At 31.5% G+C, this 16865-nt stretch carries 16 protein-coding genes; 14 read left to right on the top strand and 2 right to left on the bottom strand.

Going from position 1 to position 16865, the window contains the following annotated elements; translation table 11 throughout:
• The first annotated feature begins 37 nt into the window (after positions 1 to 37).
• From hsdR to BLS90_RS08225, 13 genes are all read left to right on the top strand, one after another.
• The gene (gene hsdR, locus BLS90_RS08285; RefSeq protein ID WP_091257198.1) at positions 38 to 2425 is read left to right on the top strand and encodes an EcoAI/FtnUII family type I restriction enzme subunit R; all 2388 of its coding nucleotides are present in this window, start codon (positions 38 to 40) and stop codon (positions 2423 to 2425) included.
• Entirely contained in the window at positions 2425 to 2844 is a 420-nt protein-coding gene (locus BLS90_RS08280; protein ID WP_139171398.1) for a hypothetical protein, read from the top strand. The genes hsdR and BLS90_RS08280 overlap by 1 nt, the downstream gene beginning before the upstream one ends.
• Positions 2845 to 2879: 35 nt before the next feature.
• On the top strand, positions 2880 to 4535 hold the full coding sequence (locus BLS90_RS08275; RefSeq protein WP_091257196.1) for an ATP-binding protein: 1656 nt from the start codon (positions 2880 to 2882) through the stop codon (positions 4533 to 4535).
• Positions 4536 to 4628: 93 nt separating this feature from the next.
• Positions 4629 to 6065 (top strand): class I SAM-dependent DNA methyltransferase, encoded by a 1437-nt coding sequence (locus BLS90_RS08270; RefSeq protein ID WP_091257195.1) that lies wholly within the window; start codon positions 4629 to 4631, stop codon positions 6063 to 6065.
• Positions 6065 to 7390: a restriction endonuclease subunit S gene (locus BLS90_RS08265; protein ID WP_091257194.1), complete on the top strand. Its 1326-nt coding sequence runs from the start codon at positions 6065 to 6067 to the stop codon at positions 7388 to 7390. Before BLS90_RS08270 ends, BLS90_RS08265 begins: the two co-directional genes overlap by 1 nt.
• Before the next feature lie 90 nt (positions 7391 to 7480).
• A complete protein-coding gene (locus tag BLS90_RS08260) occupies positions 7481 to 8509 on the top strand; it encodes a CBASS cGAMP-activated phospholipase (RefSeq protein WP_091257193.1) in 1029 nt (342 codons plus the stop codon).
• Complete coding sequence (locus tag BLS90_RS08255; protein ID WP_091257192.1) at positions 8502 to 9515, top strand: CBASS cGAMP synthase; 1014 nt, start codon at positions 8502 to 8504, stop codon at positions 9513 to 9515. Before BLS90_RS08260 ends, BLS90_RS08255 begins: the two co-directional genes overlap by 8 nt.
• Entirely contained in the window at positions 9512 to 11206 is a 1695-nt protein-coding gene (locus tag BLS90_RS08250; protein ID WP_091257191.1) for an E2/UBC family protein, read from the top strand. The genes BLS90_RS08255 and BLS90_RS08250 overlap by 4 nt, the downstream gene beginning before the upstream one ends.
• The gene (locus BLS90_RS08245) at positions 11196 to 11834 is read left to right on the top strand and encodes a Cap15 family cyclic dinucleotide receptor domain-containing protein (protein ID WP_091257190.1); all 639 of its coding nucleotides are present in this window, start codon (positions 11196 to 11198) and stop codon (positions 11832 to 11834) included. Before BLS90_RS08250 ends, BLS90_RS08245 begins: the two co-directional genes overlap by 11 nt.
• The gene (locus BLS90_RS08240) at positions 11821 to 12273 is read left to right on the top strand and encodes a diadenylate cyclase (protein WP_091257189.1); all 453 of its coding nucleotides are present in this window, start codon (positions 11821 to 11823) and stop codon (positions 12271 to 12273) included. The genes BLS90_RS08245 and BLS90_RS08240 overlap by 14 nt, the downstream gene beginning before the upstream one ends.
• Positions 12251 to 12727 carry a Mov34/MPN/PAD-1 family protein gene (locus tag BLS90_RS08235; protein WP_175455449.1) on the top strand — a complete coding sequence of 159 codons (477 nt, stop codon included), beginning with the start codon at positions 12251 to 12253 and terminating at the stop codon, positions 12725 to 12727. Before BLS90_RS08240 ends, BLS90_RS08235 begins: the two co-directional genes overlap by 23 nt.
• Before the next feature lie 111 nt (positions 12728 to 12838).
• Positions 12839 to 13150, top strand: coding sequence for a helix-turn-helix domain-containing protein (locus tag BLS90_RS08230; protein ID WP_091257187.1), 312 nt, complete (start codon positions 12839 to 12841; stop codon positions 13148 to 13150).
• Between the two features lie 354 nt (positions 13151 to 13504).
• A complete protein-coding gene (locus BLS90_RS08225; RefSeq protein WP_091257186.1) occupies positions 13505 to 14371 on the top strand; it encodes an alpha/beta hydrolase in 867 nt (288 codons plus the stop codon).
• Positions 14372 to 14435: 64 nt separating this feature from the next.
• Here the strand turns inward: BLS90_RS08225 and BLS90_RS08220 are convergent, their stop codons facing one another.
• Positions 14436 to 15008: a DUF1543 domain-containing protein gene (locus tag BLS90_RS08220; protein WP_091257185.1), complete on the bottom strand. Its 573-nt coding sequence runs from the start codon at positions 15006 to 15008 to the stop codon at positions 14436 to 14438.
• A gap of 86 nt (positions 15009 to 15094) precedes the next feature.
• Between BLS90_RS08220 and BLS90_RS08215 the strand changes: the two genes are divergently transcribed.
• Complete coding sequence (locus BLS90_RS08215) at positions 15095 to 15595, top strand: hypothetical protein (protein ID WP_091257184.1); 501 nt, start codon at positions 15095 to 15097, stop codon at positions 15593 to 15595.
• 62 nt (positions 15596 to 15657) lie between these two features.
• Here BLS90_RS08215 and BLS90_RS08210 read toward each other — a convergent pair whose 3' ends face one another.
• Entirely contained in the window at positions 15658 to 16605 is a 948-nt protein-coding gene (locus BLS90_RS08210; RefSeq protein ID WP_091257183.1) for a TerC family protein, read from the bottom strand.
• Positions 16606 to 16865 lie beyond the last annotated feature (260 nt).

Below are 16865 nucleotides of genomic sequence, written 5' to 3'. Positions count from 1 at the left end.
CTTAGCGACAATTACGTCTTACAATAAATAAAACCTAATGAGTAAAAAAAAATTATCTGAAAGAGATATCTGTACTAAATTCATAACTCCTGCTCTTCAGAAAGCAGGTTGGGATTTACACAAACAGATATTAGAAGAAGTTTTCTTTACAGATGGTAAAATCTATGTAAGAGGTAAGTTAACGGCAAGAGGCGAACGTAAACGAGCCGATTATATTCTGTATTATCAGGATAATCCAATTGCAGTAATTGAAGCAAAAGACAATAACCATTCTGTTAGAGCTGGAATTCAACAAGCTCTTGGTTATGCAATTACTTTAGATATTCCTTGTGTATTTAGTAGTAATGGAGATGGTTTTCTATTTCATGACAGAACCGCTACTGACGCTACAATTGAAACGGAATTACAGATCGATGAATTTCCTTCTCCCGAAGCTTTATGGGATAGATACAAACAATACAAAGGTATCGTGACTCCAAATGGAGAGAAAATAGCTTTACAAAAATATTTCTCAGATGGTTCAGGACGTAAACCGAGATACTACCAACAAATTGCCGTAAATAGAACCGTTGAAGCTATTGCAAATGGACAAAACAGAATCATTTTGGTAATGGCAACGGGTACCGGAAAAACGTATACTGCTTTTCAAATTATTCATAGACTTTGGAAAAGTGGAGCCAAAAAGCGAATCCTTTTCCTTGCTGACAGAAATGCTTTGATTGACCAAACTAAAAGAGGTGATTTCAAACATTTTAAAGATAAAATGACGGTAGTTAAACACCGAATGATTGACAAGAGTTATGAAATTTACTTGGCTCTATATCAAGGTTTAACTGGCTCAGATGAAGAGGCCAATGCATATAAACAATTTTCACCTGACTTTTTTGACTTGATTGTTATTGATGAGTGCCACCGTGGTAGTGCCAATGAAGAAAGTGCTTGGAGAGAAATCCTGACTTATTTCAAGAACGCAACACATATTGGCTTGACCGCTACTCCTAGAGAAACGAAGGAAACAAGTAATACAGAATATTTTGGAGAACCTGTTTATACTTATTCTTTAAAACAAGGTATTGATGATGGCTTTTTAGCTCCGTATAAAGTGATTCGCGTAGCTTTGAATATTGATTCCGAAGGGTATCGACCACAACAGGGGAAAACAGACAAAGATGGAGTTGAAATTGAGGACCGTATCTACAACCGAAAAGATTTTGACAGGAAACTGGTTATTGATGAACGTACCGATATTATTGCTCAAAAAGTAACAGAATATTTAAAAGGTTTAGACCGCTTCGCAAAAACTATTATTTTTTGCGTAGACATTGATCACGCAGAAAGAATGAGAAATGCCATTTCGAGGCATAATGCCGATTTGGTTGCCGTGAATTACAAATATGTGATGCAAATAACGGGTGACAATGATGAAGGAAAACGGGAACTAGATAACTTTATTAATCCTGAAGAAAAATACCCTGTTATTGCTACCACTTCTGAGTTAATGACAACTGGTGTCGATGCCCAAACCTGCAAAGTAATCGTATTAGATGCCAACATTAATTCGATGACTAAATTCAAGCAAATTGTAGGTCGTGGGACCCGAATAAATGAAGAATTCGATAAACTTTATTTTACTATTTTAGATTTTAGAAATGCTACTGACAATTTTGCTGACCCTGCTTTTGATGGAGACCCATTACGAGTAAAACCCATCACTCAGGATATTGACTTAACAGGAATTGAGGATGAAGAGATTGAGGACGAAACTCCAATAATAGATGAAGTAACTGGAGTTGAAATTATTATTGTTAAACCAGAAATACGAAATCCGTTAAACGAACCAGATTCCGAATATAAAGCAAGACCCAAACAATATATCAATGGGGTGAATGTATCTGTACTAGTGAGTAGAGAATTGTTTTTTGATTCCAACGGAAAACCAATCACCATCAGTCTAAAAGACCATACCAAAGAAATAATCAATGGAAAATATGCTTCCTTAGATGATTTCCTGTCGACATGGAACCAAGCTGACAAAAAAGAAGCAATCATTAAAGAATTGGAGGAACAAGGAATTATGGTCGAAGCATTATATGATGCAGTGGATAAACAAGTCGATTTATTTGATTTAATTTGCCATGTAGCCTACGACCAACCGCCATTAACTAGAAAGGAACGTGCCAATAACGTTAAAAAACGCAACTACTTCACGAAATATGGAGAACAAGCAAAAAAAGTCTTGGAAACTTTGTTAGATAAATATGCCGATGAAGGTGTGGAAAATATTGAAAACATTGATGTTTTAAGAGTAAAACCATTTGATATCTATGGTTCCGCTTATGAAATTGTAAATGGAATATTTGGAAGCAAAGCAAAATACTTTGAAGCAGTAAAGGAATTAGAAATTGAATTGTACCGAAAAGCGTAATGTGTATTATATCAGATAAAATCAAATTCTGTACTTGTACTAATGGTTCAGTTGAAAAGCTAAAACATTATTGGGTTCTATATCGATATTCTAAAGATAAAGATGTATTTTGTATGGGAGAACCAATGATGCCAACAAGCATGTTGGATTCAAGTTTTGAAGAAAACCAAAACACTCTATTAAATCGTTTAAATGAACCCGATGCTTTTGATGTTCCGCTAACGTTTAAAGCAAAAGACCTTCTGGAAATTGTTATTAATAATAATGCTCCAAATTTTCACGAACCATTCACTTATTCTTTTAAATTTAAAAACGGAAAATGGGTAGCAGAAGAATCGGACGCTTTTGAAGTTATGAATCATTTTGATGAAGAAAATTCAGGAAAAATAAAAAGTGCATTAAGAAGAAATACAAAATAATTAGAAAATGAATTATAACTAATTGGTTAATTTTGATGGAAGAGGGAATAAGCATTGATTATAAAAGCTTAAAAAAAGTATTAGATACGGTAGGGAAAATTAAATCCGACGGATTAAGAGACCTCGCAGTAACTAGTGTTGCTTTTGCGAACGTACATGGCGGCAAAATTATTATTGGTATTGAAGACAAAGACAAGCAACCACCATTAAATCAAAGCATCAATGTTAAAACTGCAAATGAAACAGTTACTCGCTTAAAATCTTTGTGTTTCAATGTTGGATTTCAGCTTGGTGAAATTGAAACCCATGCTAATGGAAGTCAATTTTTTAGCATTACGGTTTACCCTACTTTAAAGTCAGTTGCTACTACCGCTGATGGGAAAATTTATATTCGAATTGGAGACCAATGCCAACCTGCAAGAAGCGAAGACATAGTTCGTCTAGCAAGTGAGAAAGATGCTTTTCAATGGGAACTTCAAATTAGAAACCTTTCTTATGCAGAAATTCCTGAAATGAATATACAATGGTTTGCAGATGAAATCAGAAAATCAGACAGGGTAAAACAAAATATCAAAGAATTATCGGATATTGAAATAATTGAACATTACAATCTTATTGATAAAGGAAAGTTAACCAATTTAGGTGTTTTATGGTTGGGAACAGCGGCACAAAGAAGCCGGTTAGTGTATCCTTTAACGGTGCAATACATTGTTTATGATGAATTAGAAAAAAAGGTAAGAAAGGAAGATTGGCAGGATTATTCTAAAAATCCTAAAGAATTACTATTAGAAATTGAGAAAGAAGCAATCGAGTTAACTTACTACGACGAATTTCCTTTGGGATTATTTCGGAATAAAATCAGGCATTATGATGCCCGATTAATTCGAGAATTACTCATCAATGCAATAGCACACAAAAGCTACACCATTTCGGGCGATATTTTTATAAGAGTATATCAAGACCGCTTAGAAATAACAAATCCTGGTGGATTACCGCTAGGAATTACCAAAGACAACATTCTTCACACCACTTATAGAAGAAACCCTCACATTATTAGAATTCTCCATGATTTGAAATTAATGGAAGGTGAAGGGACGGGCTACAATTTAATTTATGAAATTACCAGTCGAGATGCCAAAGCATTTCCTATTCCTATTTCAGATTATAACTCGACGTCAGTAATACAGTATTCAAGAATTTTAGACGAGGAGGCTGTTTTACTTTTAGATTTCATAGCTACTAATTATCAATTATCTCAAAAAGAATTTATTGCTCTTGGAATTATTACTCGCTATAAAAAAATTCTTGCTACCCAACTTACTAAAGAATTACAATTAACAGATGAGGATAGGCTAAGGACTTATGTCAATAAAATGATTGAACAAGCTATCATTATTACACGAGGTATTAAAAAAGGAACAGAATATTTAATAAATCCAAAGCTTTTAATTAATTCTAAAATAAATATAAAACCTACTCTTAAAGTAATTGAACCACATCGTTTGAAAGCATTAATTGAGGAAGATTTGAAACTTTATCCTAAGAGTAAAAGTTCTGACATCCAAAGTAGAATTTCAGACTTACCTATTGAAGATATTAGAAAATGTTTGTTAAAACTTGAAAAAGAAGGGATTTTATTATCTGACGGTATCAAAAAAGGAAAAACATATTCTTTGGCAAAAAAAAATTAAATGAGAATTAAAAACAAGAATTAAAAATAAAAACCTCTTTATTTTCAAGCAATTAAAGAATAATTAAACAACAATTAAAATAATAAAACAGTAATGTCCAACATATCATCCATTCTAAAAAGCATACAAACCATCATGTGGCAAGACACCGGACTAAACGGTGATGCCCAACGCATTGAACAACTTGGTTGGATGCTTTTCCTGAAAATATTCTCTGATAAAGACAAAGAACTTGAACTGCTGGACGACAATTATACTTCACCAATTCCTGATTTATTTCATTGGGTAAAAGCCAAAGGCAATTGGGCTGGGGATGATGAAGGCATGACTGGTGATGAATTATTAGAATTTGTTGACCGACAATTGTTTCCTGCTTTGCGAAATATTGATGTAAGCACAGGCAACCGAAGAGCGTTGATTGTACGTGAAGTTTTTGAAGGGAACAACAACTACATGAAAAGCGGTATCAACATTCGTAAGGTGTTGAACAAGCTGAACGAAATGGATTTTAACATCGCCAAAGACCGTCACGCTTTTGGCGAATTATACGAAAGCATTTTGAAAGGATTGCAAAGTGCGGGTAAAAGTGGTGAATTCTACACCCCTCGAGCCATTACTTCGTTTATTACCGACATGATAAACCCACAATTGGGCGAAAAAATACTGGATCCAGCTTGTGGAACGGGAGGTTACTTGACTTGTGCCATTGAGCACCTGAAAAAACAAGCCAACAGCGTAGAAGAAAGTAAAAGTATTGGCGAAAACATCATAGGTTGGGAATACAAACCACTACCCTATTTATTGGCAACAACCAACCTGATTTTGCATGATATGGAAGTGCCAAACATTCGTTTTGGTGATGCCTTAGACCAACCGTTGAGCAACTTTACTGAGAAGCACCGTGTAAATGCTATTTTGGCCAACCCACCATTTGGAGGTATTGTAGCCAACAATAACGAAAACAACTTCCCTCAAAACTTTAGAACTAAAGAAAGTGCCGATTTGTTCCTTATTTTAATGATACACTTGTTAAAACAAGGCGGTCGTGCCGGAATTGTGTTGCCCGATGGTTCCTTGACTGGCGATGGTGTAAAACAAAGGGTACGACAAAAACTGTTGGAAGATTGCAACCTACATACCATTATCCGTTTGCCTAACTCCGTTTTTAAACCTTATGCGACCGTTGCTACCAATTTAATGTTTTTTACCAAAGGATCACCTACCAAAGAAGTGTGGTACTATGAACACCGCTTACCAGAAGGGCAAAAATCATATAATATGACCAAGCCCATACAAGCCAAGGAATTCAACCCAATTAAAATCTGGTGGACGGATCGCAAGGAAAGCGATATTGCCTGGAAAGTGGATATAAAAACCATCATAGACCGTAACTATGATTTGGATATAAAAAACCCAACCAAACAAGAAGAAACCCACGAATATGATAGTGAGGAATTAATGGATTTGTTGCATACTTCTTTTGATAAAAGCAATGCGTTGTTGAACCAATTAAAAAAAGCGGTGAAATAATGAGCTGGAAAAAAGTAAGATTAGGTGATTTATGTACCATTGAAAAAGGCAAAACAGGAATTCAAAAAGCAGTTCCTGGAGATTATCCTTTAGTAGTTACTGCAGAAGATAGAAAATCACATAACGATTATCAATTTGATGATGAAGCAGTAATTATTCCTTTAGTTTCAGGAACTGGTCACGGTCACGCTAGTATAAAACGTTTGCATTTTCAATCTGGAAAGTTTGCTTTAGGTTCTATACTTTGTGCTGTAATTCCAAAAGATAAAAGTATTTTGAATGCTGAATATCTTTTTCGTTTTCTTAATCTCAACAAGGAGCGAGAATTAGTCGATAGAATGAAAGGTATGGCAAATGTAACATTGCCAATTAAAGAAATTGCTAAAATTGAAATTCCTTTACCAAGTTTAGACGAGCAAATTGAATTTGTTGAAAAATATGCTTTATTAGAAACTGATAGTGAAGAGATATCTTCTGAACTCAACCACCAACTCGACCTAATAAAACAATTGCGTCAGGCATTTTTGCGTGAAGCCATGCAAGGCAAATTAGTAAAAAGCACCAAAACCAAGGAAACAGGACAACAACTCCTAACTAAAATAAAAGCAGCGAAAGCCCAACTGATTTCCGATAAAAAACTCAAAAAAGAAAAAGAATTAGCCCCTATTTCTGTGGATGAAATCCCTTTTAAAATCCCAGAACATTGGGCTTGGTGTAGATTGGGAGAAATAATTTATGATACTGATTCTGGTAAAAGTCCAAATTGTATAAATCAACCTGCGAATGAAAAGCAATGGGGTGTAATCAAAACAACAGCCGTACAGGAAATGTTTTTTTTAGAGAACGAAAATAAAATACTACCTGAAAATTTCATCGTAAATGAACAGCATAAAATTTATGAAGGAGATATTTTAATTACAAGAGCTGGACCAAAAAATAGAGTTGGAGTTGTTTGCTGTGTTGAAAACCTAACTAAAAATTTAATTCTTTCTGATAAAACCATTAGAATTAAATTTTTAAAAAAATTATTGTCACCAAAATATTTTACAATAGCTCTTAACAGCCCTTTAATTAAAAAAAATATTGAGAAAAAAATGACTGGAATGGCAGATAGTCAAGTTAATATAACACAAGATAATATCAAAGGTTTTCAAGTCCCCCTTCCACCACTTCACGAGCAAGAGCAAATCGTAGCCAAGTTAGAAGAGTTAATGGCGTTTTGTGATGGTTTAGAGCAAAGTATCAAGGAAAGTCAAGGGTGTAATGAAATGTTGTTGCAACAGGTATTGAGAGAGGCGTTGCATGGGGAGGAAAAGGTTTTTTAGAAATAATTACTTTATGAAATTTTCAATTTGTTATTTAATGATATTTTAAAGATTAGAAGTAATGTAAAAAGAAAATTAATAAAGTATTGTATGGATAAAGGAAAAACTTTTAAAATTTTGTCAATAGATGGAGGAGGTATTAAAGGGCTTTACTCTGCTAGAATTCTTGACAAATTTGAAAAAAAATTTAATTGTAAAACTTCGGACCATTTCGATATGATTTGCGGAACGTCAACTGGAGGTTTGATAGCTCTAGCTTTATCATGTAAAATGCCAGCTGAAAATATCTGTAAATTTTATGAAGAAAAAGGTGAAGTTATATTTCCACAGCAAAAAGAAATCAACATACCTTTTTTCGGAAAAATAAATAAAGGGTTTTGGAAGCAAATAGCTTTTGGAGGAAAATATTCTAATCAAGGTTTAAGAGAATCATTAGAGGAAATCTTTGGAGAAAAAAAAATTGGAGATTCTAATAATTTACTTTGCATCCCAAGCTATTCAATTACCGAAGCAAAACCAAAAGTTTTTAAATATGATCATAGAGAAGGTGATTTATCTAGAGATAATAATGCAAAAATGGCAGATATAGCCTTAGCAACATCTGCTGCACCAACGTATTTTCCTATGGCAGAATTACCATATTATAATAATGAACAATTTGTGGACGGAGGTGTTTGGGCAAATAATCCAACTTTAGTAGGACTATTGGAGGCTTTAAATTGTTTTGTTGGTATAGGAAAAGAATATGACAAAATCAGTATTCTTTCACTAAGTAGTTTGAGTACTACTGGAGGTAAACCTACCGGTTTGAAAAATGAAAGATCATTTAGAGATTGGGGAGCTGATTTATTTGAAACTTCCATGAACGGTCAGGCATACTTTTCTGATTTTTTTATGTCGAAAGTAAAGGAGATTTCTGATATTAAAATTGACTATATGAGAATTCCATCTGCTAATATTTCCCGAGAACAAGAAAGTTTAATACAGCTTGATATAGCTAACAAAGAAGCTTATCAATTGATGAAAATAAAAGCTGATGATCAAGCATTAGTTTTTGAAAAAACTAAAGAAATAGAATACTATTTTACGACACTTAAAACATATATTACAAATGGCTGATCTACATTCTACATTTACAGAGTTTGATGATATAATAAAATTATCATCAAAGAAAAAAGAAACTTTGAGAACCTCTAGAAACTCAATTAGAACTGATATAGAGAAATACTTTGAGGAGAAACGAGAAAAACATACCGTTAGTTTCAAAGGACAAGGCTCATTTATGATGCATACCACGATTCAACCTCTAAGCAAAGAATATGATGTGGATGATGGCGTGTATATTTTCGGAAAAGAAGAAGATAGACCTACTCCTCAAACAGCTCATAATTGGATTTATGATGCCGTAAAAAATAGAACAAGTTCAGAATCTTTAGATAAAAACACCTGTATAAGAGTAATCTACAAAAGTGATTATCATGTTGACTTACCTATTTATTACAAGGTAGAGAAATCAGATAACGAAAATACGTTAGATGACGAGGTTCCTGAAATAGCTCATCTATCTAAGGGTTGGATACAAAGTGATCCTTATGCTTTCAAAAAATGGTTTGATGATCAATCTAAAGGGAAATCACAATTGAAACGAATTGTTAGATATTTAAAGGCTTGGTCAGACAAAAAGCAAAATGATAATGCTAAATTAATTTTTCCAAGCGGAATGATTTTTACAATTCTTGCTTCAAATTATTATGTAGAAAATGATCGTGATGATTTATCATTATTAGAAACTTTAAAAAAAATACAATCAAATATTGACGATATAAGATTTGAATTTATTAATTATGAATGTTACAGACCAACAGTTGATAAAAATGAAAATCTTTTAGATAAGTACTCTTCGGAAACTACAAAAAATAATTTTTTAAATGCTTTAGATTCTTTTATAAATTCAGGAGATCAAGCTATCGAATTGGAATCTAAAAAAGATGCATGTTCTAAATGGCAAAAGCATTTAGGTGATCGCTTTCCGTGTTTATCAATAAAAGAGGAAAAATCAAATTCTTCAGCTAGAGTTTTTACTACTCCTGATCAAGTAAGTTTTGATAATAAATCTGCAAAATGATAATAGATAATATAATTGAGTTAATTCAAAAAACAGAAAATGCTCAAGTACTATTAACAAAAAATATCGAAGGAAATAAATCATTAAAAAAATACAATGAAGTTATTTCTGTAGAGACAGAACTGTCCTTAAATGAAGGTTTAAGGACAATTCAACTATATATTGCTTTAAAAGAACCGTCATCCGTTTATTTACCTAAAATATTTATTGATGAGCGATGTTACGAGGATATTAAATTCATACCACATGTAAATGATGATTTTAGCATTTGCATTGTAGATGAAAGTGAAAATTACTTTTTTAGAGAAAAAGACTTACCAACAATTACTCTTGACCTAATTAGTAAAGCTAAAGCAATACTGCGAGATAAAGATGATGCAGCTTATTGCCAGGAAGAGTTTGAAAGAGAATTTTCTGCATATTGGAATATTAATTACGATGAAAAAAAAGTATTACAGGAAATTGGTTTATGCTTAATTGACTTTATTAATTTCGATAATATAAAAGCAGTAAAATTTTTAAGTAACTTCGGTCAATTTCAATATTTGGTCTATAACTTGGAAGAAGATTTTAAGCAATTAGAAAATTATCTTAAAATAAGGAATATCAAGTTTAAAGAAATAGAAGTGTTCATTTCAGACTATGAAAATGTACATCCCCCTTTAAGGATTAATTGTAATGAGTCCATAAAGTACATAAGAAATCAAGAGGATTTTAAAAGGAAGGTTAATAAATTATCCCAAAGCGATTTTATTGTTATTTTTAAAACTAAATATGACGAGTTATATGGTTGGTTATATCCACTATTAGATAAAAATGTTAAAGGGTATAGAAGTCATACACATTGGCAATATTTACAATCCTCCATATCTGAAAAAAAGGTTGTAGAAAGATTGAGCTTTTCAAATATTTCGCAAAGAAGGTTAGATATTCGAACCTCAGGAATTGAGCTTGATAGAAATTTATCAGTTGCAATTATTGGGTTAGGTAGTGTAGGTTCAAATCTATTACACTTTTTGACTAAATATCCCATTTCTAAATATTATCTCATAGATCCCGATATATTGAAAGTTGAAAATGTGTTTAGAAACAATTTCGGCTTTAATTTTATTTCAAGATTTAAAACTAAAATTTCTGAACAATTTATTTTATCTAAAAATCCTTTTACAGAGATTTTAACCTATGAGAAAGATATATGCGTAGCACTTAATGATGATAAATTAATACTTGAAAAGTATGATGTTAGATTCATTATATTAGGTGTAACAAGAGTTGAAAAATATTTACTTCAACATTTAATATCTGTAAATTCAGAAAAACCTGTGATAATGATGTGGGTTGAACCATATCTAGCAAGTGGTCAATTAATTTATATTCAACCTGATGATTTAGAAAAGGCTTTAGAACTAATTAAAAATTATCCCTATCATGTATTAGAAGAGGGTCAAAGTTTTTTATTAAAAGAAGGTTCTTGTCAAACGAGCTATTTACCATATTCAGAGGCTAATTTGACATTATTCTTGAGTTCAATTAATAGTTTTCTATATCAATTATTAATAAAAAAAGAATTGAAAGATTCTAAAGTACTAACGTGGATTGGAGATTTAGAAATTATTAAGCGAATGAATATTAATATATCTGACAACTATAATTTGTCGGATAGTTTCAAAATTATAGAAAATGAATTTTAAATATTTTCGGTCTGGGAATGTAGTAGCTTTTATTGCAATACTTGCAATTACAAGTAATATTATATATTTGAAAATTGATCATGCTCTATTAGATTATCCGAATTTAAAACTAGTATCATCTTATCTACCTTTATTATCTGTTTTAGGGATTATGTTTTTAATATTGAATTGGATGAATGTGTATTTATGGAAATATTCATTTACAAATTTAATTATCAAAATCCCTAACTTAAATGGTAGGTATGAAGGCTCTATGATTTCGTCCTATTTAGATGACAATGGTGAGCGAAGAAAAATGGTTTGTGTAATGGAGATAATTCAAAATGCTTCAAAAGTACATATACATACCTATATTGGAAGAGGTGAAAATGAAAGCTCAACATCAGAAACAATTTGTGAAGAATTGGTTTTAGAAACAAATAATATTTACACACTTTATTACAATTATAAAAACGTGTCTGATTTACAAGTAGAATTAAACGATCACAAAGGCACAGCTTATTTAAGTTATTACCCTGACAAGAAATGCCTAAAAGGAAACTACTTTAATGAGCGAAAAAACAATGGGGAAATTAAGGTGTTTTTTAAGTCAAAAAATCTAATTGGGAGATTCAATGATAAATTATAAAATAATTGATATAGTTGATAAAATTTGCGAAGATAGGTATGAAGATTTTACAGGATTGGGATTGATATTTTATATTAAAAAAGAAAATCTACCTATTGAAAGTTTAAATCCATTTTGCGAATTGAAAAATCAAATTATTGATGCTGAATTAATAGCTCAAAAGTTGGTTGAAATTAGTAAAGAATCGTGTCAATGTCATGATGGTTTTCACCTATTGAATCAGGACTGCATTTTAACGGATTTATCGTATTATTTTTCGACGCCAATTTCTAAAGAAAAAAAACCAAAACAAAGTAATGGGAGTCGATATAGAACAGCTTTCTATGGATCGCTATTAAACGATGTTATTTTAACTGTAATTATTAGTTCAAACTATAATGTAATGGTTTTTATTAATGGTGAAGAATTTAATTTGTATGATTATAAAAAGCTTACATAGCGATATAAGTATAAGGACTGAAGTTATTACTTTATTTAAAAAGCATATTCAGAGTAAAAAAGAGTTACCTGAATCGGGAGGTATTCTTACTGGGAGAATTTTAAATAAAGAAATTGAAATTATAAGCTGTTCAGTACCTTCAAGTGATGATATTCAGTCTAGATACAATTTTATTAGATCGCACAAAACCGCTCAAAATTTTATCAATTATAGGTTTGAAAGATCTAATGGAACTGAAATATATTTAGGAGAGTGGCACACACATCCTGAAGATAAGCCTACACCTTCAAATACTGATTTAAAAAGTTTTCATAAAACATTAAAAAATAATAGACTTAATTCTGATGTTCATTTTATGATAATTGTTGGAATAGTTGAAACATATTTCGCAATATATGATAAGGGAAATATGGTTGATCAAAAATATATAACCCTACTCTACGAAGTCTCCTGACTCCAGAGTTCTTTTTTGTACTAATCAGAAAAAGGAATAATAATAGGTACCTGATAAATTGATAATAAATTATTTTGATCAACAAAAGCGTTTTGATAATTTACGGTAAAAATGGAAAATCTTTTTGAAATTATTTTAGAGAAATTAAACAACATTGAGAAAGCAATTGAAAAACTCAATACATCATCAAATAATGATGATGATTTTATGAATATAGAGCAAGTAGCAAGTTTTGTCGGTTTATCTAAAGCAACCGTTTATGGTTTAATTCTTCAGCGTAAAATTCCACACTTCAAAGTTGGGAAACGACTGTATTTCAAAAAATCAGAGATTGTCAATTGGATCATTTCATCAAAAGTAAAAACAGAACAAGAAGTAAATCAATTAGCTGATGAGTATATTTTTAAAACCCCATTGTATTAAATCACAAAATAGCGTTCCGAAAGATAGTCTATCTAATTGTTTAAATAAATAAAATTGAGAATTTTATAAGAAAAAATTAATCTCGTTGACTAATGGTTGACTAAAATCATTGTTAAGGCAACAAAATAAGGGTAAATTACTATAGAAGAAATATGTAAACAGAGAACCACTTTTTGCATCGCAAAAAGTGTGTGAATCGCTTATCCCGCTTTTGGGTTGTAAGAGTTTACATTAAATATTTTTAAAAGACCTTTCAGCGATGAGAGGTCTTTTTTTGTTCAGTAATTAGTACGACTTCATTTTATTTATTCTAAAGTATTATATTTACTTTTCAATCATCTAAAAAAATTTCCAATGAAAAAACTTCAAATTGTATTCTTATTTTTTCTTTTTGGCTATGTTGCCGATTCTTATGCTGCGAAAGCCGATACGTTGCAAATTCCTAGTATGGCTATGAATAAAACGTATAAAGCTGCGGTAGTTTTACCAAGTTCATATGCAAAAAGTAAGGTTAATTATCCCGTTCTCTATCTACTTCACGGCGCTTATGGTCACTTTAACGATTGGTTGTCTAAAACTCCGGATAAAAATTTATTACACAATTTAGCTGATCAGTATAATATCATAATTGTAATGCCGGAAGGGGAAACATTCAGTTTTTACTTAGATAGTCCGGTGAATAAAGGAAGTCAGTTTGAGACCTATATCACAAAAGAAGTAATTGAAAAAGTAGATAATACCTATCGAACCATAAATGACAGAAAAGGGCGCGTAATTACTGGGCTTTCCATGGGAGGCCACGGAGCATTGTATCTTTCTACAAAACACCCGGAACTGTTTTGTGCCGCGGGAAGTATGAGTGGAGCGGTAGATATGGGAAGTATAATTAATCCAGAATCAAAGGAACGAGTAATTAAATTAATGGAGCCTGTTTTTGGAATTGAAGGAGCGCCTCAGGAAGTATATGCTGCTAATGCGGTTTTGAATATGGTGGATAAAATAAAAAGTAACAAGCTGGAATTAATTATAGATTGCGGAGTAGATGATTTTTTGATTGAATCCAATAGAGAATTACACCGAAGACTTGTATACAGTAAAGTTTCTCACGATTATACCGAACGTCCAGGAGCACATACTTGGGAATATTGGGAAAATGCGTTGCCTTCCCATGTTTTATTTTTTAGCAAAATCTTAAAAAATAATACTCTAGTGGTGAAATAGATTTATATTCTTTAAAAATTTCAAAAGGCCTTTCCTAGATAATAAGGAAAGGCCTTTTTATTGTTTACTCTTTTATTTTTTTCAATTTCAAATAACCTATATGCAGTGGGTTTTGCTCTAGTTGTATTGCAGACTTTGTGATTTTTAATGAATATAATGCCTTGAATTGTGCTGGTAACATGTCAGCTACATTATAAATATCATCTACATCAATTCCATATTTATCGTCAATATGGGATGGTGCTTCTTTGAAACCGCAATGTTTGAAAAAGGCGGTTTTTTTTGATTTTTTTGTGGCCAATGCTAAATTAGCAGCAACTGTAATCATTTTGTAATGGTACTCTTCAAAATCATTTTCTTTATAACCTCCTAAATTGATGAAAAATAATTGTTCTGGGGGAACTTGTGCTTCAGTATTTTTTAGAACAATTTCAATAGCGAAGTCATCAACGACAGAAACTTCTCGCCAAACATCAATATGAATTTTACCTTTGGCTTCTGGCCAAAAAAGATTGATATAAGGAATCAATTCTTTTAAGGAATTGCCAATTCCAAAAAAAATATCATGCTGTTCTGTAAACCGTCCTTCTGGCACACAGCCTAGCATTAACATGTATAATTTCAGTTTCTTTTCCATATTTCAAAAGTACATTATTCTTTACAATAAAGTTTGGCACAATTCATGAATAGAGTCTTTTATCTAAATTTTAAAAACGAAATCGAATGAAAAAAATTACCTTATTTTTAGTTTTCATCGGGATGATGGCACTACAAAGTTGTGAAGTTACAGAAGTTTATGATACTACGGATAGCGGGCCAAGAACCGAAGTGTTTGAAGTCACTACTTCGTTTAATTCCAATAATAATTATAGTAGCTTGGTTGAATTTAATCCTCCTATTTATTCTTCGGATTCCGTTTTAGTATATCATTTATATGATACGGTAAATGGTCAAGATATTTGGAAATTAATGCCTCAGACTTATTACTTTAATGATGGAGGAGCACTAGATTTTAACTTTGATTATTCAAGGTTTAATGTAAATATCTTTTTGTCGGCTAATTTCAGTTTGAATACGTTGCCGTCCAGTTGGACACAAAATCAAACTTTTAGAATCGTTATCATTCCGGATGGGTTTGCTAAAACGATTAATAAAAACAATATTGATTCCGTAATGTCAGCATTGAAAGTTGATAAGAGTGAAGTGAAGAAAATTGACTTATAAAGTGAATAAAAAAAGGGAAATCGTGAGATTTCCCTTTTTTTATGTTTTAATTGATGATGGTATTAAACAAATTCTTTGCTGCTTTTTCGTAAAGAAATTACAATCCCAATAATAAGGGAAAGCGCTATAAAAGCAAGTGATACCCATTCTGGTAATTTAATAAATTCATGCAGTAGCATTTTTAAACCAACAAAACTTAAAATAGCGATCAGACTGTATTCTAAGTAGCTAAATTTGGCTAACATGTTTGCAAGGAAAAAATACATGGAACGCAATCCCAGAATAGCAAATATATTAGAACTAAAAACTAAAAAGGGATCGTTTGTTATGGCTAAAATTGCCGGTACACTATCAATAGCAAAAACCACATCCATAACTTCAATAACTACTAGCGCAACAAAAAGAGGTGTTGCAGCAGTTATATGTCTTCTTCTTACAAAAAAATGTTCCTCATCAATATGGTTAGATATCGGCATTATTTTTTTTAAACTTCTGTATACGAATGATTTTTTAGGCTGGAACTGTTCATCTTTACCACTAAATAACATTTTCATAGCAGTATAGATCAGGAATGCACCAAAGATATAGGTCATCCAAGAGAATTTATTAATAAGCATGACGCCAAAAAAGATCATTAGACCTCTAAAAATGATAGCTCCTAATATTCCCCAAAATAGCACACGATGTTGGTATTTCTGTGGAATTTTAAATGCCGCAAAGATGATTGCAATCACGAAAATGTTATCAATACTCAATGATAACTCAATCAAATATCCAGTAATGAATTTTATTGCAGCTGTTGTAGGCTGAAGGTTATCAGGATTAGCAATATAAGTTGTAGAATAGAGCCAGTAGATTACTCCAGAAAACATAAATGACAATGCAACCCAAATACCAGTCCATTTTCCAGCCTCTTTTGAACTTATAATATGCGGAGTTTTATTGAAAACTCCTAAGTCTAGTGCTAGAAAAATTAAAACAGCGGTTAAAAAAGTAATCCACACAATCATAATATAAGTTATTTAAATTTTGTGTAAAGATACTTTTGATTTTTAAACTTTAAGAAAAATTTTATCGAAAGTTAATAGCCTTGTTAAGAGTATAAATTTTACAGAATGTATTACTTAGAAAAATAACACACTATAAATTGCTAAGTTGTTATTTATAGTACGATTTTCTGTTGATTTAATAAATTTAGAGCTTTTACCCATAAAAATAAGAGGTAAAATTTTATAAAAGTAATAATTAAATTATATTTGCATCAAAATAG

It is taken from the genome of Flavobacterium omnivorum (assembly GCF_900099915.1).
Lineage (GTDB): Bacteria > Bacteroidota > Bacteroidia > Flavobacteriales > Flavobacteriaceae > Flavobacterium > Flavobacterium omnivorum.
This window is presented reverse-complemented; position numbering and strand designations above follow the sequence as displayed.

Excerpts from the sequence above, each read along its gene's own strand:
- hsdR (WP_091257198.1), top strand. The coding sequence starts at position 38 with ATGAGTAAAAAAAAATTATCTGAAAGAGATATCTGTACTAAATTCATA.
- BLS90_RS08280 (WP_139171398.1), top strand. The coding sequence starts at position 2,425 with ATGTGTATTATATCAGATAAAATCAAATTCTGTACTTGTACTAATGGT.
- BLS90_RS08275 (WP_091257196.1), top strand. The coding sequence starts at position 2,880 with ATGGAAGAGGGAATAAGCATTGATTATAAAAGCTTAAAAAAAGTATTA.
- BLS90_RS08270 (WP_091257195.1), top strand. The coding sequence starts at position 4,629 with ATGTCCAACATATCATCCATTCTAAAAAGCATACAAACCATCATGTGG.
- BLS90_RS08265 (WP_091257194.1), top strand. The coding sequence starts at position 6,065 with ATGAGCTGGAAAAAAGTAAGATTAGGTGATTTATGTACCATTGAAAAA.
- BLS90_RS08260 (WP_091257193.1), top strand. The coding sequence starts at position 7,481 with ATGGATAAAGGAAAAACTTTTAAAATTTTGTCAATAGATGGAGGAGGT.
- BLS90_RS08255 (WP_091257192.1), top strand. The coding sequence starts at position 8,502 with ATGGCTGATCTACATTCTACATTTACAGAGTTTGATGATATAATAAAA.
- BLS90_RS08250 (WP_091257191.1), top strand. The coding sequence starts at position 9,512 with ATGATAATAGATAATATAATTGAGTTAATTCAAAAAACAGAAAATGCT.
- BLS90_RS08245 (WP_091257190.1), top strand. The coding sequence starts at position 11,196 with ATGAATTTTAAATATTTTCGGTCTGGGAATGTAGTAGCTTTTATTGCA.
- BLS90_RS08240 (WP_091257189.1), top strand. The coding sequence starts at position 11,821 with ATGATAAATTATAAAATAATTGATATAGTTGATAAAATTTGCGAAGAT.
- BLS90_RS08235 (WP_175455449.1), top strand. The coding sequence starts at position 12,251 with ATGATTATAAAAAGCTTACATAGCGATATAAGTATAAGGACTGAAGTT.
- BLS90_RS08230 (WP_091257187.1), top strand. The coding sequence starts at position 12,839 with ATGGAAAATCTTTTTGAAATTATTTTAGAGAAATTAAACAACATTGAG.
- BLS90_RS08225 (WP_091257186.1), top strand. The coding sequence starts at position 13,505 with ATGAAAAAACTTCAAATTGTATTCTTATTTTTTCTTTTTGGCTATGTT.
- BLS90_RS08220 (WP_091257185.1), bottom strand. The coding sequence starts at position 15,008 with ATGGAAAAGAAACTGAAATTATACATGTTAATGCTAGGCTGTGTGCCA.
- BLS90_RS08215 (WP_091257184.1), top strand. The coding sequence starts at position 15,095 with ATGAAAAAAATTACCTTATTTTTAGTTTTCATCGGGATGATGGCACTA.
- BLS90_RS08210 (WP_091257183.1), bottom strand. The coding sequence starts at position 16,605 with ATGATTGTGTGGATTACTTTTTTAACCGCTGTTTTAATTTTTCTAGCA.